Source organism: Novosphingobium guangzhouense (assembly GCF_002896965.1).
Classification (GTDB): Bacteria; Pseudomonadota; Alphaproteobacteria; order Sphingomonadales; family Sphingomonadaceae; genus Novosphingobium; species Novosphingobium guangzhouense.
In genome coordinates, this window is sequence record NZ_LYMM01000041.1 from 1 (window position 1) to 14,921 (window position 14,921).

The 14,921-nt window shown below is 62.3% G+C and carries 14 protein-coding genes and 1 pseudogene; 9 read left to right on the forward strand and 6 right to left on the reverse strand.

Annotation, left to right across the window (positions count from 1 at the left end; translation table 11 throughout):
* The 5 genes from A8V01_RS15665 to hmpA form a co-directional block, all read left to right on the forward strand.
* A partial coding sequence (locus A8V01_RS15665) for a tyrosine-type recombinase/integrase (protein WP_425437338.1) occupies positions 1-950 on the forward strand: 950 nt, incomplete at its 5' end.
* Between the two features lie 131 nt (positions 951-1,081).
* The gene (locus tag A8V01_RS15670; RefSeq protein ID WP_103096770.1) at positions 1,082-2,284 is read left to right on the forward strand and encodes a tyrosine-type recombinase/integrase; all 1,203 of its coding nucleotides are present in this window, start codon (positions 1,082-1,084) and stop codon (positions 2,282-2,284) included.
* Positions 2,285-2,603: 319 nt separating this feature from the next.
* Positions 2,604-3,083, forward strand: coding sequence for a group III truncated hemoglobin (locus tag A8V01_RS15675; protein ID WP_017503290.1), 480 nt, complete (start codon positions 2,604-2,606; stop codon positions 3,081-3,083).
* On the forward strand, positions 3,076-3,351 hold the full coding sequence (locus A8V01_RS15680; protein WP_004206958.1) for a TehB family protein: 276 nt from the start codon (positions 3,076-3,078) through the stop codon (positions 3,349-3,351). Before A8V01_RS15675 ends, A8V01_RS15680 begins: the two co-directional genes overlap by 8 nt.
* 39 nt (positions 3,352-3,390) lie before the next feature.
* Positions 3,391-4,602: an NO-inducible flavohemoprotein gene (gene hmpA / locus A8V01_RS15685; protein WP_004206960.1), complete on the forward strand. Its 1,212-nt coding sequence runs from the start codon at positions 3,391-3,393 to the stop codon at positions 4,600-4,602.
* 404 nt (positions 4,603-5,006) lie between these two features.
* On the opposite strand, the pseudogene A8V01_RS29275 reads toward hmpA, so the two are convergent.
* Positions 5,007-5,135, reverse strand: a pseudogene (locus A8V01_RS29275) (IS110 family transposase); the annotation flags it as partial.
* A gap of 86 nt (positions 5,136-5,221) precedes the next feature.
* On the opposite strand from A8V01_RS29275, the gene A8V01_RS15695 reads away from it, so the two are divergent.
* Together A8V01_RS15695 and A8V01_RS15700 are read left to right on the forward strand one after the other, a co-directional pair.
* A complete protein-coding gene (locus tag A8V01_RS15695; protein ID WP_004206961.1) occupies positions 5,222-5,974 on the forward strand; it encodes a DUF6796 family protein in 753 nt (250 codons plus the stop codon).
* Complete coding sequence (locus tag A8V01_RS15700; protein WP_017503288.1) at positions 5,971-6,243, forward strand: hypothetical protein; 273 nt, start codon at positions 5,971-5,973, stop codon at positions 6,241-6,243. Before A8V01_RS15695 ends, A8V01_RS15700 begins: the two co-directional genes overlap by 4 nt.
* Before the next feature lie 59 nt (positions 6,244-6,302).
* Here the strand turns inward: A8V01_RS15700 and A8V01_RS15705 are convergent, their stop codons facing one another.
* The 5 genes from A8V01_RS15705 to A8V01_RS15725 form a co-directional block, all read right to left on the reverse strand.
* Positions 6,303-6,773, reverse strand: a complete 471-nt coding sequence (locus tag A8V01_RS15705; RefSeq protein ID WP_017503287.1) for a MerR family transcriptional regulator — start codon at positions 6,771-6,773, stop codon at positions 6,303-6,305.
* 81 nt (positions 6,774-6,854) lie between these two features.
* The gene (locus A8V01_RS15710; RefSeq protein WP_017503286.1) at positions 6,855-8,531 is read right to left on the reverse strand and encodes a long-chain-fatty-acid--CoA ligase; all 1,677 of its coding nucleotides are present in this window, start codon (positions 8,529-8,531) and stop codon (positions 6,855-6,857) included.
* Positions 8,531-9,838 carry an OmpP1/FadL family transporter gene (locus tag A8V01_RS15715; protein ID WP_036526777.1) on the reverse strand — a complete coding sequence of 436 codons (1,308 nt, stop codon included), beginning with the start codon at positions 9,836-9,838 and terminating at the stop codon, positions 8,531-8,533. Before A8V01_RS15715 ends, A8V01_RS15710 begins: the two co-directional genes overlap by 1 nt.
* A 32-nt stretch (positions 9,839-9,870) precedes the next feature.
* Complete coding sequence (locus A8V01_RS15720; RefSeq protein ID WP_026109759.1) at positions 9,871-10,275, reverse strand: DUF2147 domain-containing protein; 405 nt, start codon at positions 10,273-10,275, stop codon at positions 9,871-9,873.
* Between the two features lie 211 nt (positions 10,276-10,486).
* Positions 10,487-11,131: a DUF3422 family protein gene (locus A8V01_RS15725; RefSeq protein ID WP_026109760.1), complete on the reverse strand. Its 645-nt coding sequence runs from the start codon at positions 11,129-11,131 to the stop codon at positions 10,487-10,489.
* A 282-nt stretch (positions 11,132-11,413) separates the two neighbouring features.
* On the opposite strand from A8V01_RS15725, the gene A8V01_RS15735 reads away from it, so the two are divergent.
* Together A8V01_RS15735 and A8V01_RS15740 are read left to right on the forward strand one after the other, a co-directional pair.
* The gene (locus A8V01_RS15735) at positions 11,414-12,550 is read left to right on the forward strand and encodes a thiolase family protein (protein ID WP_103096771.1); all 1,137 of its coding nucleotides are present in this window, start codon (positions 11,414-11,416) and stop codon (positions 12,548-12,550) included.
* Positions 12,547-14,898, forward strand: coding sequence for a 3-hydroxyacyl-CoA dehydrogenase/enoyl-CoA hydratase family protein (locus A8V01_RS15740; RefSeq protein WP_004206971.1), 2,352 nt, complete (start codon positions 12,547-12,549; stop codon positions 14,896-14,898). Before A8V01_RS15735 ends, A8V01_RS15740 begins: the two co-directional genes overlap by 4 nt.
* The last annotated feature ends 23 nt before the right edge of the window (positions 14,899-14,921 follow it).

Consider the following 14,921-nt stretch of genomic DNA (forward strand, 5'->3'; position numbering starts at 1 on the left):
TGTGGGGACAGTGGTGCCACTCACGCCGGATTGTACCGGGTGCGGCCGAACCCGCCGACGTCGCCGCCTGGATCCGTGCGCTTGCCGGGATCGATCCATCGTCCGTAAAGACCCGCGCCATGGCCACGATCGAGCGCTACCTCGTCCATGTCGGGTGGGCCTACCGCATGGCAGGGTTGACGGATCCGACCGCCGCAGCGCTGGTCAAGTTCGAGCGCAAGGCGGCGCGCAATCATCTCGGCGTGCGCCAGAGGCAGGCGCGCGCCATCCGGTTCAAGGGCGACATCGCTGATCTCGACAGTCCCGCCTCTGGCGTGTGCCTGGCCCATGTGCTCAAGGCCTGCCGCCGCGATGAATTGGGGATGCGCGACGCGGCCATGTTGCGCATCGCTTACGATACAGCCGCGCGGCGCTCGGAACTGGTCGCGATTGATGTCGGGCATATCGAGGGGCCCGACAGCGACGGAGCCGGTTTGTTGCACATCCCTTCAAGCAAGACCGACCGAAAGCAAGCCGGAGCCGAGGCTTATCTTTCTCCCGCGACGATGGCGGCGATTGCCCGCTGGCGTGAAGCGGGCAGGGTGGACAAGGGTCCGCTGCTGCGCCGCGTGACGACGCACTTCGACGGCTCGATCGACAGCATCGGCACCGAGCGCCTGCACCCGAACAGCATCACACTCATTTACAGGCGGCTCATCCGTCGCGCCTGGGAGAAGGGCCTGCTCGGTGAAATGAGCGAAGCCGAACGCGACCGCTGGCTCAGCACGGTCTCGTCACATTCGATCCGGGTCGGGGTGGCCCAGGACAATTTTGCGGCAGGAGAAGGACTGCCAGCTATCATGCAGGCCTACCGGTGGCGCGATGCGCGTACCGTCTTGCGGTATGGCTCAAAGCTTGCCGCTAAAAGTGGGGCAAGCGCCAGATTGGCCAAGCGGTTCGCCGATCAGTAACCGGATCTGCCTGCCGCTGCTGCGCCCTTTGAATGCAGTCTATTGTGGCGCTCAATAACAGCGCATTGCACGCCATTGCGCTCTATTTTGGCGTCCGACAACAGCTTCGACCAGATTGTCGCGCTGTCCAGATGAGCCTCCCAGCGCCCATCAGCAGCCGGCGAGGCCGACAGGCCGTCGACCTCGCCTGGGAGGTGACCAAGCTGAACTGTCGATCGCCAATCACGATCAACGCCGAGCTGATCGCCGCCTATCAGGCGGCATCCTCGCCGCATTCCCTGCGCGCGCTTGCCAGCGACATCGAGGCGTTCGACCATTGGTGCCGCCGAAACGGGCGCGTGACCTCGCCGGCGACTCCCGAGACGGTCGCCGACTATCTCGATGCCCGGGCAGGGCAGGGGGCGAAACCCGCCTCGCTCGGTCGCTACAAGGCGTCGATCGCCAAGATCCACCAGCTGCTCGACATCAAGGATCCCACCCAGGCCGAGCTGGTCAAGCTGCGGCTCCGCGCGATCCGCCGGGAGAAGGGCAGCACGCAAGCCCAGGCGCGGCCGCTGCGGTTCAAGGGGCCGGTGCGCAATGTCGAGCGGGACGCACCCCGGGGGCTTAATGTGCGGGGGCTGCTTGAGGCCTGCGCGGATGATTTGCCGGGGCTCAGGGATCGGGCTTTGCTGTCGGTCGCCTACGACACGGGCTTGCGCGCCTCCGAGCTGGTCGCGGTCGAGGTCGAGCACATTGTGGACGCCATCGATCCCGAGGCGCGGCTGCTGACGATTTCGCGCAGCAAGGGCGATCAGGAGGGAAAGGGCGCGACCGCGTTCCTCAGCCCGCGCTCGGTGCGGGCGATCGCCGCCTGGACTGCGGCTGCCGACATCGAGGAGGGACCGCTGTTTCGCCGGGTGCAGGTGCGCCGCTACAAGGCGCGGGCCGCGGTCAAGGGGCGGCGGATCGAGACGATTTCTGGCCGCGAAAGCTGGGATCTGCGCAAGACATTGCCGAAGTCGGTGGTGCCGGCGCGCACCGAATATGATGTGGGAGAGGGGGCGTTGCACGCGGGTTCGATCGGGCCGATCTGGCGGGCAATGATCCGGCGCGCCTTCGACAAGGGCGCGCTGAGCGACCTCACCGCCGATGATCTGGCGCAGTTGCTCAAGGGCGTGAGCGCGCATTCGACGCGGGTGGGCTTGAACCAGGATCTGTTTGCGAGCGGCGAGGATCTGGCGGGGATCATGGATGCGCTACGCTGGAAGAGTCCCCGGATGCCGCTCGCCTATAATCGCAATCTGGCGGCAGAGCAGGGTGCCGCCGGCCGCTTGATCGCGAAAATCGGGTGATTAGATCTTGAGCTGCGCACAATTAGGTATTTGTGACGGTGTTTGAAAATTCCGAGTGCGCCAGATCACGCGGATTAGCGTTCCAGCGAATGTCCTACGGAATCGGAAAAGAAAACCCGCCCGTCTTTTGACGGGCGGGCAAGGAAAGGTGTCTACGTCTTACCGAGACTCCTTCGGGTCGCTGGCTGATGCTATGCCTTCGTGTTTCGGATTCAAGGCTAAACTAGCGGGGCTGAGCAGTTTCTCAGGCTGTGTACATCGCCGCGACCGACGACCTGGAAATATGCGCTAGCCTTGCGTTTATGCGCAATCATGATCGATGTATTATATATACATGATTGGAGCGCGAGTCGTGGACGGTGTCTCGAAAATCAGAGAAGAAGAGCTGACTCCTTTGGTGGAGGAATTTTACGCGCGGGTCCGCGCCGATCCCGCGCTTGGGCCGATTTTCAACGATGCGATCGATGACTGGCCGGAGCATCTTGGGAAGCTGACTGCGTTCTGGTCCTCCGTCATGCTCACCAGTGGCCGATACAAGGGGCAACCGGTGCCGGCCCATTTGAAGCATAAGGCCAGGATAACGCCCGCGCTGTTCGAGCGCTGGCTCGCACTCTGGGTTCAAACGACCAATGACAGGATGACGCCCGAAGCGGCAGCGGCGCTACAAGCGAAGGCGCGGCGCATCGCCGAGAGCCTGCAACTGGCGATGTTCTTCCAACTGGAGGAACGGAGTGCTGCATCGGTCGCCAACGCGGAACGTAAGGATGCCATCGAGCGACCAGGGCAAACCCATGGCTGAAATCTTGCCTTACCGTTCCACGCCGGTGTTCAACCAGGACACTCTGCCGGCTGCCTTGCGCGCGCGACATGACACGAAGGCTGGTGTTTGGGGCGTGATCCGGGTTTTGGAGGGCGAACTCCGGCTAACCTACCTCGAGCCACCTTCGGAGATCGTCCTGACGCCTGACCAGCCTGGCTTGATTCTCCCTCAGCAACCGCATTTCGTAACGCCGACAGGGCCGATGAAGATGCAGGTGGATTTTTACGATCACATTCCCAAGCTCTGACATTCCGGGATTTTCAACGCATTCAAAAAGGAGAAGTTGATGACGCAGCCCCTCAGCGATCAGACCATTGCGCTCGTCAAGGCGACCGTCCCCGCGCTCGAAGCGCATGGCCTCGACATCGTGAACGAGATGTATTCCCGGATGTTCCAGAACCCGAACATTCGCGACCTTTTCAACCAATCGCACCATGGTGATGCCGGTTCGCAGCCGCGGGCGCTGACCGGCGCCATTCTCGCCTATGCGAGCAACATCGAAAATCTCGGTGCGCTTGCCCCGGCGGTCGAGCGGATCGCGCAGAAGCATGTTGGCCTGCAAATTCTGCCCGAACATTATCCGCACGTTGCCGAGGCGCTCCTGGGGGCGATCAAGGCGGTGCTGGGGGATGCGGCCACCGATGAGATTCTCGCTGCCTGGGGCGAAGCCTACTGGTTCCTGGCCAACATCCTGATCGCCCGCGAGCAGCGAGTCTACTCAGAACAGAAGGATGCGACCGGCGGATGGAATGGCTGGCGCGATTTTCGCGTCGAGGACGTCGTGCGTGAGAGCAGCGTCATCAATTCCTTCGTTCTGCGCCCCGTTGATGGCGGGGCCGTCATGCGGCACAAGCCCGGGCAATATCTGACCTTCTGGCTTGAAATTCCGGGACATCCGCCAGTCAAGCGCAACTATTCGATTTCAGCAGCCCCCAACGGCGAAACCTATCGCATTTCGGTCAAGCGTGAGCCGCTTGGTCTTGCGTCAGGCTGGCTTCATGATGAAGCCAAGCCGGGCACGGTGCTCAAAGTTGCCGCGCCTGCAGGCGAATTCTTCCTGGCAGCGCATGTCGAACGCCCGGTGATCCTCCTGTCGGGCGGCGTGGGGCTGACCCCGATGGTGGCCATGCTCGAAACGCTTGCTGAGGGCGAGGCGGGAGTCCCCGTGCACTATGTCCACGGAACTCATGACCGCGATACCCACGCAATGCGTGATCATGTTCGCGCTGTCGCTGGGCGGGGCAAGTCAATCACCGTCACCGATTTTCATCAGACCCCGCTCGAAGATGAAGTCGCAGGACGGGATTATGACGTCGCCGGCATCATTACCGATGAATGGCTGGTCGCCAACACGCCTGTAGGTGAGGCCGATTACTATATCTGCGGACCACGCCCGTTTCTGCGGCACGCCGTCTCGACCTTGTCGCTGGCTGGCGTCCCATCCGACCGCATTCATTACGAATTCTTCGGTCCGGCGGACGAATTGCTCGCCGCCTGACTGAGCGCGGAGAAGGGCGACATCGCCCTTCTCCGCGTCTACTCAAACCGCCATGTCGGGGGCGTCACATAAAACGGGCACAGATATACGCTCTCATGACTGCCATCCGAGACGCTGGCCGAGTTTACTCCTTCGCTGGCCTCGAGACCAGCGGTCGCATTGACCTTGGCGGGTGTGCCGCGGGCGCCTGATCGACGACGATTGATCATGCTCTCATCCGCGGGTTGATTACCGCACTATCCGTATCCGTCGCTGGGCCTATCCTCCGTATAAGTTCGGGCGTCGGACGAACCTGCCCCACCGTACACCGTGGATTGCCCATCACAGTCGGGTGCCCGCGGCACGTCGGCCAAGGCTATGCAGTTGGTGCGCTGGCGCCTCCTCTCGTTAATGTCGTGGGTGGATCAGCCGGCTATCGCCGGCGACACCCGACGGGCGATGTCCCAGGCATAGCCGAACAGTTCACGCGCGATCGCGGTGGTCACCTTGGGCTGAGGCTTGCCCGTGGCCGCCAGGCGACGGTAGCGCTGGCAATGGTTCCGTTCAGCGAGCCCGAGCTGATCGCCCAGGAGATCATGCGTCTCGTCGATCGATCCCGCGCCGAAGCAAGGACAAGCCTATGACGGATATCCAGCGGCTCCCGCTTCTTCGTCTCTGCGGTATCGCGGGCGTGATCGGCGCGATCCTCTGGACGCTTGGCGACGCGCTGATCATCGGGGCTAGGGCAAGTCCCGACGACTATCCGCTGATCCTGAAGACCTATGCCGATCGCATCCAGTTCGACGGTGTCGCGCTGATGCTTCCATCCTCCGAGGCGCGGCTCGCCGCGGGCGCGCTGGTGGCCGATGCCGGCATCGTCTTCTATCTCGCGGGCTGCTGGCATCTGCTCGAAGGGCTGCGTCCGGCGATGGGCTGGTGGCGCTGGCTGACCTTCGTCCTGCTGGTCGCCGGCAACGCCTGGTCTCCGCTCGGCCATGCGGGCTTCTACTATGTCGGCATGGCCTACAAGACGATCCTCGAAACGCCGGCCGCGGCCCATGGCGCGCTGCTCGATCTCGGCCAGCACTTCTACCATGTCCTGCTCATCGCCTGGTTGATGCCGATCGTGACGCTGGGCCTGGCGCTGCTGCTCCTCGGGATCGTCATCGCGCTGGGCCGCACCGCCTGGCCACGCTGGTTCGCAGCGCTGGCCAATCCCGTCTCGCTGGTCGCGATCGGCATGCTGATCGCGCGCATCCTGCCCGAGCCGGCGCACACCTGGCTTGACGGCGCCGCGTTCAACCTCGGCTGGCTCGTTGTCTATGCCGTCTCGACGGCGCTGCTCTGGAATGGTGGCCGTTCGCCGGTCGCATCACGGGACGAAGCAGCATGACCGAAGCTGCGACAGCGACAGGCGACGAACAAGTGGGGGAGGAAGCATCAGGCGCTTTCAGCATGAAGCCACTGATGTTCGAGACCTTCGTCTGCTCGATGGCGATGATGTCGTTCGTGGCGCTCGCGGGCCCCATCGCGCGCGTGCTTGGCCTCGAGCCATGGCAGGTCGGCGGGGCGATGACCGCGTCGGGCATCGCCTGGATGATCATGGCGCGGTTCTGGGGCGGCCTTAGCGATCGGCGCGGCGCTCGTCGCTTGACGGCTTGATTGGATCGGGGGCGCCGCGATCAAGCGTTACCGCTCGGTTAGAGAATGGGATGACCAAATTATCGCTGCAACTTTGCCATCGCTTCCACTTCGATGGTTGTAAGCTCGTCGATTGTCAGGTCGAGCGCAGAGCGCTGCGTCTTCAAGTCGACCAACCTTTCCCGGATGCGGGCAATCAATCGCTCCATTTGCTCCTTATGCTCGGGATCGGCATCGTAGAGATCGAGAAACTCCTTGATTTCCTTGATGGAGAAGCCAAGGCGTTTGCCGCGCAAAATCAGCTGTATGCGTCCGATCTCACGCCTGGAATATGCCCGGGTACTGCCTACCCGTTGAGGGGCGATAAGCCCCTCCTTTTCGTAGAAGCGTAGCGTGCGAAGTGTCAGTCCGAGTTCCTGAGCGACATCCTGGATGCCGTACACTTGTAAATCCGCATCCTTTGCGCGGGTTCTCCCCTTGTGCGTGGGGTTGTCGCGATCCGCGTCCTTAAGCGTTTCATCGTCCTCGGCGAGGTGGAGCGAGTTCCCCATGCCATCCACTCCCTGTCCTCCAATCACGGCTACCCTACCACTCAAGCGCATAAGCCTCGTAGCTTGACAGGGGATAGAGGCTCAGGCGAGCTTTTTGTTCTCCTCCTCGATCAAATCCTTCTTCGAAAGTTTGCCGATCAACGTCTTGGGCAGGCTGTCCCGGAATGCGAAGGCCTTGGGCATCTCGATCTTGCTGAGGCGATCCTGCAAAAAGACCTTGAGTTCATCGACGGTCAGGTTCGATCCCTCGTGCAGCGCGATGAACAACTTGGGAGATTGACCTCTGTAGGCGTCAGGAATCGCGATTGCGATCGCCTCCTTTACCGCCGGGTGCTGGTAGGCCGCATCCTCGATGATCCGGGGATATACATTATATCCGCCACAGAAGATGATGTCCTTGATGCGGTCGACGAGGAAGAGATAGCCATCCTCATCAAAATAGCCGATATCGCCGGTTCGTAGCGCGCCATCGACGAAGACAGCACTGGTTTCTGCAGGGCGCTGCCAATAGCCCTTCATCACCTGAGGGCCGCGGGCGCACACTTCTCCGCGTTCTCCCTGGGGAAGAACCCGCGAGGGATTCTCCGGATCTCGGATCTCGATGATGGTGCCGGGGAAACTTGGGCCGCAGCTATTGTCCTTCACCGTCCCAAACAACGGGTTGCAGGCGATGATCGGGGCGGTTTCGGAGAGCCCATATCCTTCCACGACCCTGGCACGCGTGCGTGCCTCGAACTCCTCGCGTACCTCGAGCGGGAGCGGTGCGCCGCCGGATATACAGGCGCGCACGGCCGAGAGATCGGGTATCTCGTCGTCCGGAAGCGCGTTCAGGGCAACATAGATCGTAGGCACGCCGAAGAACTGTGTCGGCGGCTTGCGCTTCATCGTGTTGAGAACCTGCTTCATCTCAAACCGTGGCAGCAGGACGATTTCGGCGCCGATTTCGACTGAGAAGTTGAGCACCGTCGTGAGTGCGAAGACGTGAAACATGGGCAGGACGCCGAGAGTTCTCTCCTGCTGCGGGCGAAGTCCTCCCACATGCACCACCATCTGGGCGCTGTTCGCCGTGAGGTTGGCGTGGGTCAGCATTGCGCCCTTGGGCACGCCGGTTGTGCCTCCGGTATATTGAAGGACCGCGACATCATCAGGGTGACGTTCTACCGCGTCAGGTTCGGCATCATGGGCGAGAAGCGCCTTGAGCCGGACATGAAGGCCTTCGTCGAGTATCCGCGCGTGGTCTTTTCGCTTGAATAGCGCAAAGCCCAGGCCTTGCAGCCAGGGCAGCATATCCCTCATGCCGCACAACACGATCTTGTCCAGCCCGGCACGTGGCGCGACGGCTTGCACTTTCTCGTGGATTATCCGGACGTCCGGTACCGCCATCATGCGCGTTCCCGAGTCCCGGATCTGATGCTCCAGTTCGCGCTCCGTGTAGAGCGGGTTGAAGTTGACCACGATCGCACCCACGCGCAGCGCCGCGAAGTACAATATCGCGAAATAGGGGCAGTTCGGCAGGCACAGGCCGAACCGATCGCCCTTGCGCAGCCCCTGATCCTGCAATCCACGTGCTGCACGGCGAACGAGTTGCCCCACCTGCGCATAAGTCCAGGTTCGCCCGAGAAAGTCGATGGCGACGCGTTCGGGATAAAGGTTCAACGCATTGTCGAGGAGGTCGGTCAGGAGCCGTGGCGGAATTGCCGGTTCCGGTATCGACGGGAAGGCGCTGATGGCGGGCTGGGGCATGGCGATCTCCAGCATCAGAAGTGGAAACGTCCGCCGAGTGACAGCACGACGGCGTGCGCGTCCTCGAGCTTGCCGTCCATCAGGATCGGCGTCTGCACGGCCGTGCCGGCATAGGCCGCTGTCGTGCGATCAATAGTCGTATCCTTGAACGTAATATACGCTGCGCCCGCATCGAGCGTGAACCGGGAAGACACGGCATAGCTTGTGCCGGCAGCGAAATTCCAACGGTTGCTGTCAGGCACTCGAGCGTCCCGATTGCCGTTGCGCGTCGGGGTCTGGGCGTGTTGAACGCCGGCACGAACGGTCCAGGCTGGTGTGACCGCGTAATCGATGCCGCCTGCGAAGCTCCAAGTGTCCCGGTAATTTTCCGGGATTGAAACGTTGAGCGGCGCGCCGAGCCGGATAGCGTCGAATTTCGACCAACCCATGCGGGTCACCTGACCGTTGAGGGTGACCTTGGGCGACACCGCCACGCGCGCTCCGAAGATCGCCTGCCAGGGGGTCTCGAACGTGGCGTTTGCATTCACTACGCTGTTTTGCCCGGCGAGCGGACCAAGAAGACCGGTCGTCGTCACCGAACCGTCGAGATTATGCTTCACGCTCGACTTGTAGCTGGCGCCCAGTTGCATGGGGCCGGCGCGATATTGCAGCCCGGCCGACCAGCCAAGATCCCAACCATTGCCTTTCAGCTCCTGGTGGCCGTCGGCGAGAAGAGGCGATAGGTTCGGCAGATAGTTGGACAATGATGCGTCGGCATATTCGATATTAAGCGCGGCGCCGATGCTGAGATTTGGCGTAACGAGGTAGGCGATCGATGGCTGGATGTCGTATGTTCGCAGCTTGGTCTTGTCGGCGCTATACCGTGCCCAGCTGTCGGCATCATAATTGGTTGTGAAGCTATAAGGGGAGGCGACGGTCAGCCCCAAAGCGAGCCGTGATGTCAGGCCGACGGCTATCGCGCCGGAGGGTAGTACGCCATTATTGATCGGATCACGAGAGCGTTGGCTCCCGCCTACAGCCGCAGCCGACTGCCCGGGACGGACAATGAGCGTGTTGACATTGTCAACCGACCCTTTGGGAAGGATTACGCTTACGGCCTGGTGGGCATCGACTCCTTCCATGCCTGCGATCGCAGCCGGATTCCACCAGAGGGACTGTACGCCCTGGTCGGCGACCTCGCCCGAAAAGGCTCGTCCGGCACCTCTGGACGATTGTTCCTGAAGGTAAAAGGCCTGCGCGCTCGCGGCTTGCGGCGCGAGCAATCCAGCCGCCACGGCCGATGTTGCGATCCCAACTTTCCAATTTTTGCCTGCCACGCCCATCTCCCCTTTCGTGATTGTCAAATTCCTCGTGCTTATCGGAGGCGCGTCCATGTCTGCGTCTTGCACAGGGGCCAGACGATGCAGCCCTTGAGGCGCAAATGATCCCGATCGGCTAACGTGACCGTCGCGCTGTATGTACCGCCATCCTCAGCGTTGTAGATGGAACCACCCGACCAACTGCCCGACTTCCACGTAAAACCCTGCAGAATCTGCAATCCACGAAGCGGACGACCGCGCAACGCAGCGGTCTTGTTCTTTTCGTCACGTAGTTCGGGGTTGGCTTTGATCCCGTCGGAACTGATCAAGGCACCGCAGATCGATTGCCCGCAGCGGGTGATTTCCACGACGCCATGACGGCTCTCGGTTTGCCAGCGACCGACAACGGTGTCGGCGGGCAATGCAGTGCTCGAAGCCAGTAGTGTCAGAATGATCGACATTGTTCCTCTCCGCGCGCCTTCAGGCGACCGTCTGTTTCACGTCTGGAGCCAATATGCGGCAAATCAGCGTCCCATAACCATCTCAATGACGTATAGGTAAGTCAATAGCTCAATGCGTCATCAAAATGCCTATTAGGTTGTGTGCGAATTGGAGGGGTCAGGCGCTGCTGGCCCCGTCGTCAGGGTTCGGGCGTGTTCGTGTGTGACGCCGTCAAGCTATTGATCTGTGCGTGCCTTCAAGCAAGGAAAGATTGCGATAATTGCCCAGTTCCTGAATGCGCTGGATGGAACGCGACACTTCGCCGTCAGCCGCCCCGTTCGCGGCAACGACCAGGCGCCCGTAGCCGCCGGCGTGAATGCGAAAGTCGCTCCAGATCCGGACGCTATCCCCGATGATGCAGGAGACGAGATGGCCCGGATGGAAGTCGGCCCGATCGACAACCGGCTCGGCGTAGCTATCGTTCGCCACAACGACGATGTGGGTTGCGCGGATGACCAGGCCCGGCAGCGTTTCCATCCACTGCAAGGTATCACTGAAGGGGCCGACGTCGGGAGCAGACCAGAACTGCGCGTCCGCGCTGACCGAGGTTGACGTTAGCGTCGTGGTGACCGCTTCACTGTGCCTTTCCCAGGCCAGCCGCCCGTTGGCGGACCACTCCGTTTCCAGGTGGCGCAGGTTGCGATCGAGTCCAGAGGCACATCGCTGCTGCAGGATCAGCCATTCCTTCTCCCGGTCATTCTCATCGACCAGGCGAACCGTCTGAAATGCCATGGCGGGCAATTCGAGTGCAGGAAAACGGCGCAGATGCATTTCGCCGACGATCTGACGCCGGAGGGGATGCTCAGAAAATCGCATGTGTGCGCCTTCGAAAACAGGTGCAGTGGCGCTTGGGGAGAGGCGCAGCCGTCGATAAGACGGGCGCGAGCATCATCGCCGGGATGAGAGTGCGCGGTTTTTCACTGGCGAGCATCCGTACGTTCCTCGGCCAAGACCTCCGATATCAAGCCTCCCGGGAACCGGTGCATGACGATTCCCTCGACGGCGTGAGAAGAGTGCCAAAGATTTTAGTTGACGTAAACGTCATTTCACGCACCATTAGGTAATCAGATGTCCGATTCCCTGGAGAGGCTATCATCGATGCGTAATGTGGTTGTTGCGGGCTATGCCCGGTCCCCCTTTCACCTGGCAGGCAAGGGCGCGCTGGCGCGCGTCCGCCCTGACGATCTGGCCGCTCAGGTCATTCGCGGACTGATTCAGCAGACCGGCGTGAAGGCCGAAGATATCGAGGATATCGTGCTGGGCTGCGCTTTTCCTGAAGGCGAGCAGGGCTTCAACATCGCGCGCCTTATCGGTCTTCTCGCCGACCTGCCGCTCTCTGTCGGCGGCATGACCGTTAATCGCTTCTGCGGATCGTCGATGAGCTCGGTCCACATCGCTGCGGGCCAGATTCAGCTTGGCGCCGGCGAGGCCTTCATCTGCGCGGGCGTGGAGTCGATGAGCCGCGTGCCGATGATGGGGTTCAATCCGCTGCCGAACCCCGAGCTCGCGAAGAAGAGCGCCGCCTATATGGGCATGGGCGACACGGCGGAGAATATCGCGACCAAATATCAGATCACCCGTGCCCAGCAGGAAGCCTTTGCGGTCGCCAGTCAGGACAAGGCGGCCGCGGCTATCGCGTCCGGCAAGCTCGAGGCCGAGATCGTGCCGATCACGACCAAGGCGGGCGTGGTCGACAAGGATGGCACGCCGCGTGCCGGCACGACGACGGAAACCCTCGCCGGGCTGAAGCCGGCCTTCAGCCAGGACGGCACGGTAACGGCGGGAACGTCCTCGCCGCTGACCGATGGCGCAAGCGCAATCCTGGTCACGAGCGAGGATTATGCGCGCGCGCATGGACTGCCGATCCTTGCCCGCATCAAGTCGGTTGCTGTCTCTGGCTGCCAGCCGGAGATCATGGGCATCGGACCGGTCGAGGCCTCGCGCAAGGCGCTGCAGCGGGCGGGGCTCAGTGTGGACCAGCTTGACGTTGTCGAGCTCAACGAAGCCTTTGCGAGCCAGTCACTGGCCTGCATCAGCGACCTGGGGCTTGACCAGTCGAAGGTCAATCTGGACGGCGGCGCCATCGCGATAGGCCACCCTCTGGGGGCGACCGGTGCGCGGATCGTGGGCAAGGCCGCGGCTCTGCTGAAGCGCGAAGGCGGCAGCTATGCGCTTGCCACCCAGTGCATCGGCGGCGGTCAGGGCATCGCCACCGTGCTGGAGGCGGCGGAATGAGCGAGCAGGCCATCAAGCCAGTCGGCGCCCCGCCGGAAACCATCAAAAAGGTCTGCGTGATCGGCGCAGGCGTCATGGGCGCCGGCATCGCAGCGCAGGTCGCCAATGCCGGCGTGCCGGTGCTGCTGCTCGATATCGTGCCCAAGGAGGGCGGCGATCGTGACGCCGTGGCGAAGGGTGCGGTCGCGAAGATGCTGAAGACCGATCCGGCGCCCTTCATGTCGAAGGCTGCGGCGAAGCTCGTTGAAACGGGCAATATCGACGACCATCTCGAGCGGGTGGCCGAATGCGACTGGATCGTCGAGGCGATCGTCGAACGGCTCGACATCAAACAGGCGCTCTACGCCAAGCTCGAGCAGCTCAAGCGTCCGGGCACGGCGGTATCGTCCAATACCTCGACGATTCCGCTTGGCCATCTGGTCGAGGGGCGGGACGATCAGTTCAAACAGGACTTCCTGATCACCCATTTCTTCAATCCGCCGCGCTACATGCGGCTCATCGAAATCGTGACCGGCCCCGACACTGATACGGCTGTGGCGAGGCGCGTCTCGGATTTCGTCGATCGAAAGCTCGGCAAGCGCATCGTGCCGGCGCGGGACACGCCGGGCTTCATCGCCAATCGCATCGGTACCTACTGGCTGGCCGTCGCGATCAATGCCGCGATGGACCAGGGGCTGACGGTGGAGGAAGCCGACCAGATCGGCGGAAAGCCGATGGGCGTGCCCAAGACCGGCATTTTCGGCCTTGTCGATCTCGTTGGCGTCGACCTCATGCCGCTGCTCACGAAGAGCCTGTCCTCGACGCTGCCGGCAGGTGACGCCTATTTCGACACGGTGAGGCCGATGCCGCTCGTCGACAGGATGATCGCGGAAGGCTTTACCGGGCGGAAGGGCAAGGGCGGTTTCTACGCGTTCGACAAGGCGACGAAGACCAAGAAAGCGCTCGATCTCGCGACCGGCGAATATCGCGTATCGGTGAAGCCGGCTTCCTTGCCGGGCCGGGCCGAGAAGGACCTGGCAGCATTGGTTGCTGCGCCCGGCAAGGTCGGCGCCTATGCCTGGGAAATTCTCGGCAAGGTTCTTTCCTATGCCGCGAGTCTGGTCGGTGAAGCTGCGGACAACATCGTCGGCATCGATGACGCGATGAAGCTCGGCTACAACTGGAAGTTCGGGCCGTTCGAACTGATCGATCGCCTTGGGCCGGGCAAGCTCGCCGAACGGCTGGCCGCCGAGGGGCGGGATGTTCCCGCGATCCTCAAGGTAGCCGGAGATCGGCCTTTCTACCGGGTGCAGGACGGCCGTCGGCAATATCTCGATGCCGCCGGCGACTATCATGATGTCGTGCGGCCCGAGGGCGTGCTGCTGCTGGAAGACATCAAGCTCCATAGCCAGCCGATCCTCAAAAATGGTTCGGCGGCACTCTGGGATGTCGGCGACGGCGTTGCCTGCCTTGAGTTCACCGGCAAGATGAACGCGCTCGACGGCGATGTGATGAAGCTGATCGGTCAGGCGATCCCGGTCGTGCAGGACAAGTTCAAGGCGCTCGTCGTCTATAATGAGGGCAGCAATTTCTCCGCCGGCGCCAATCTCGGTCTTGCTCTGTTCGCACTGAACATCGCGGCATGGGGCGAGATCGAAAAGCTCGTCGCGGGCGGGCAGCAGGCCTACAAGGCGCTCAAATATGCGCTGTTCCCGGTCGTGAGCGCTCCGGCCGGCATGGCATTGGGCGGCGGTTGCGAGATCCTGCTCAACAGTGATGCCGTGCAGGCCCATGCCGAAAGCTATGTGGGTCTGGTCGAGTGCGGCGTGGGTCTGATCCCTGGCTGGGGCGGATGCGGTGAAATGATCGATCGCTGGCGCTCCAGTCCCGGCATGCCCAAGGGGCCGATGCCGGCCGTAGCCAAGGTCTTCGAGACGGTATCGACAGCCACTGTGGCAAAGTCGGCCGCCGAGGCGAAGGAGCATGGCTTCCTGCGTCCCTCGGACGGCATTACGATGAACCGGGACCGTCTGCTGGCGGACGCCAAGGCGAAGGCACTGGAACTGGCCGACGGTTACAAACCGCCTGTGGCTCCGGAATTCCGCTTGCCTGGCGCGGGAGGCAAGTCCGCTCTTTCGATGGCTGTCGAAGGCTTCCAGGCCCGTGGCCTCGCCACATCTTACGATGGTGTCGTATCCGGCGCGCTCGCCGACGTCCTGACGGGCGGCGAGAAGGATCTCATCGACATCGTGACCGAAGAGGATCTGCTGGCGCTCGAGCGCAAGGCCTTCATGCAACTGGTGCGCGACCCGCGGACCCAGGCGCGCGTCGAGCAGATGCTCGTCACCGGCAAGCCGCTGCGTAACTGATTGGCGGCCGGCGGCCGGATGGC

Excerpts from the sequence above, each read along its gene's own strand:
- A8V01_RS15700 (WP_017503288.1), top strand. The coding sequence starts at position 5,971 with ATGACCGAAGCTGCGACAGCGACAGGCGACGAACAAGTGGGGGAGGAA.
- A8V01_RS15720 (WP_026109759.1), bottom strand. The coding sequence starts at position 10,275 with ATGTCGATCATTCTGACACTACTGGCTTCGAGCACTGCATTGCCCGCC.
- A8V01_RS15735 (WP_103096771.1), top strand. The coding sequence starts at position 11,414 with ATGCGTAATGTGGTTGTTGCGGGCTATGCCCGGTCCCCCTTTCACCTG.
- A8V01_RS15670 (WP_103096770.1), top strand. The coding sequence starts at position 1,082 with ATGAGCCTCCCAGCGCCCATCAGCAGCCGGCGAGGCCGACAGGCCGTC.
- A8V01_RS15710 (WP_017503286.1), bottom strand. The coding sequence starts at position 8,531 with ATGCTGGAGATCGCCATGCCCCAGCCCGCCATCAGCGCCTTCCCGTCG.
- A8V01_RS15715 (WP_036526777.1), bottom strand. The coding sequence starts at position 9,838 with ATGGGCGTGGCAGGCAAAAATTGGAAAGTTGGGATCGCAACATCGGCC.
- A8V01_RS15695 (WP_004206961.1), top strand. The coding sequence starts at position 5,222 with ATGACGGATATCCAGCGGCTCCCGCTTCTTCGTCTCTGCGGTATCGCG.
- hmpA (WP_004206960.1), top strand. The coding sequence starts at position 3,391 with ATGACGCAGCCCCTCAGCGATCAGACCATTGCGCTCGTCAAGGCGACC.
- A8V01_RS15680 (WP_004206958.1), top strand. The coding sequence starts at position 3,076 with ATGGCTGAAATCTTGCCTTACCGTTCCACGCCGGTGTTCAACCAGGAC.
- A8V01_RS15725 (WP_026109760.1), bottom strand. The coding sequence starts at position 11,131 with ATGCGATTTTCTGAGCATCCCCTCCGGCGTCAGATCGTCGGCGAAATG.
- A8V01_RS15705 (WP_017503287.1), bottom strand. The coding sequence starts at position 6,773 with ATGGGGAACTCGCTCCACCTCGCCGAGGACGATGAAACGCTTAAGGAC.
- A8V01_RS15675 (WP_017503290.1), top strand. The coding sequence starts at position 2,604 with ATGTATTATATATACATGATTGGAGCGCGAGTCGTGGACGGTGTCTCG.
- A8V01_RS15740 (WP_004206971.1), top strand. The coding sequence starts at position 12,547 with ATGAGCGAGCAGGCCATCAAGCCAGTCGGCGCCCCGCCGGAAACCATC.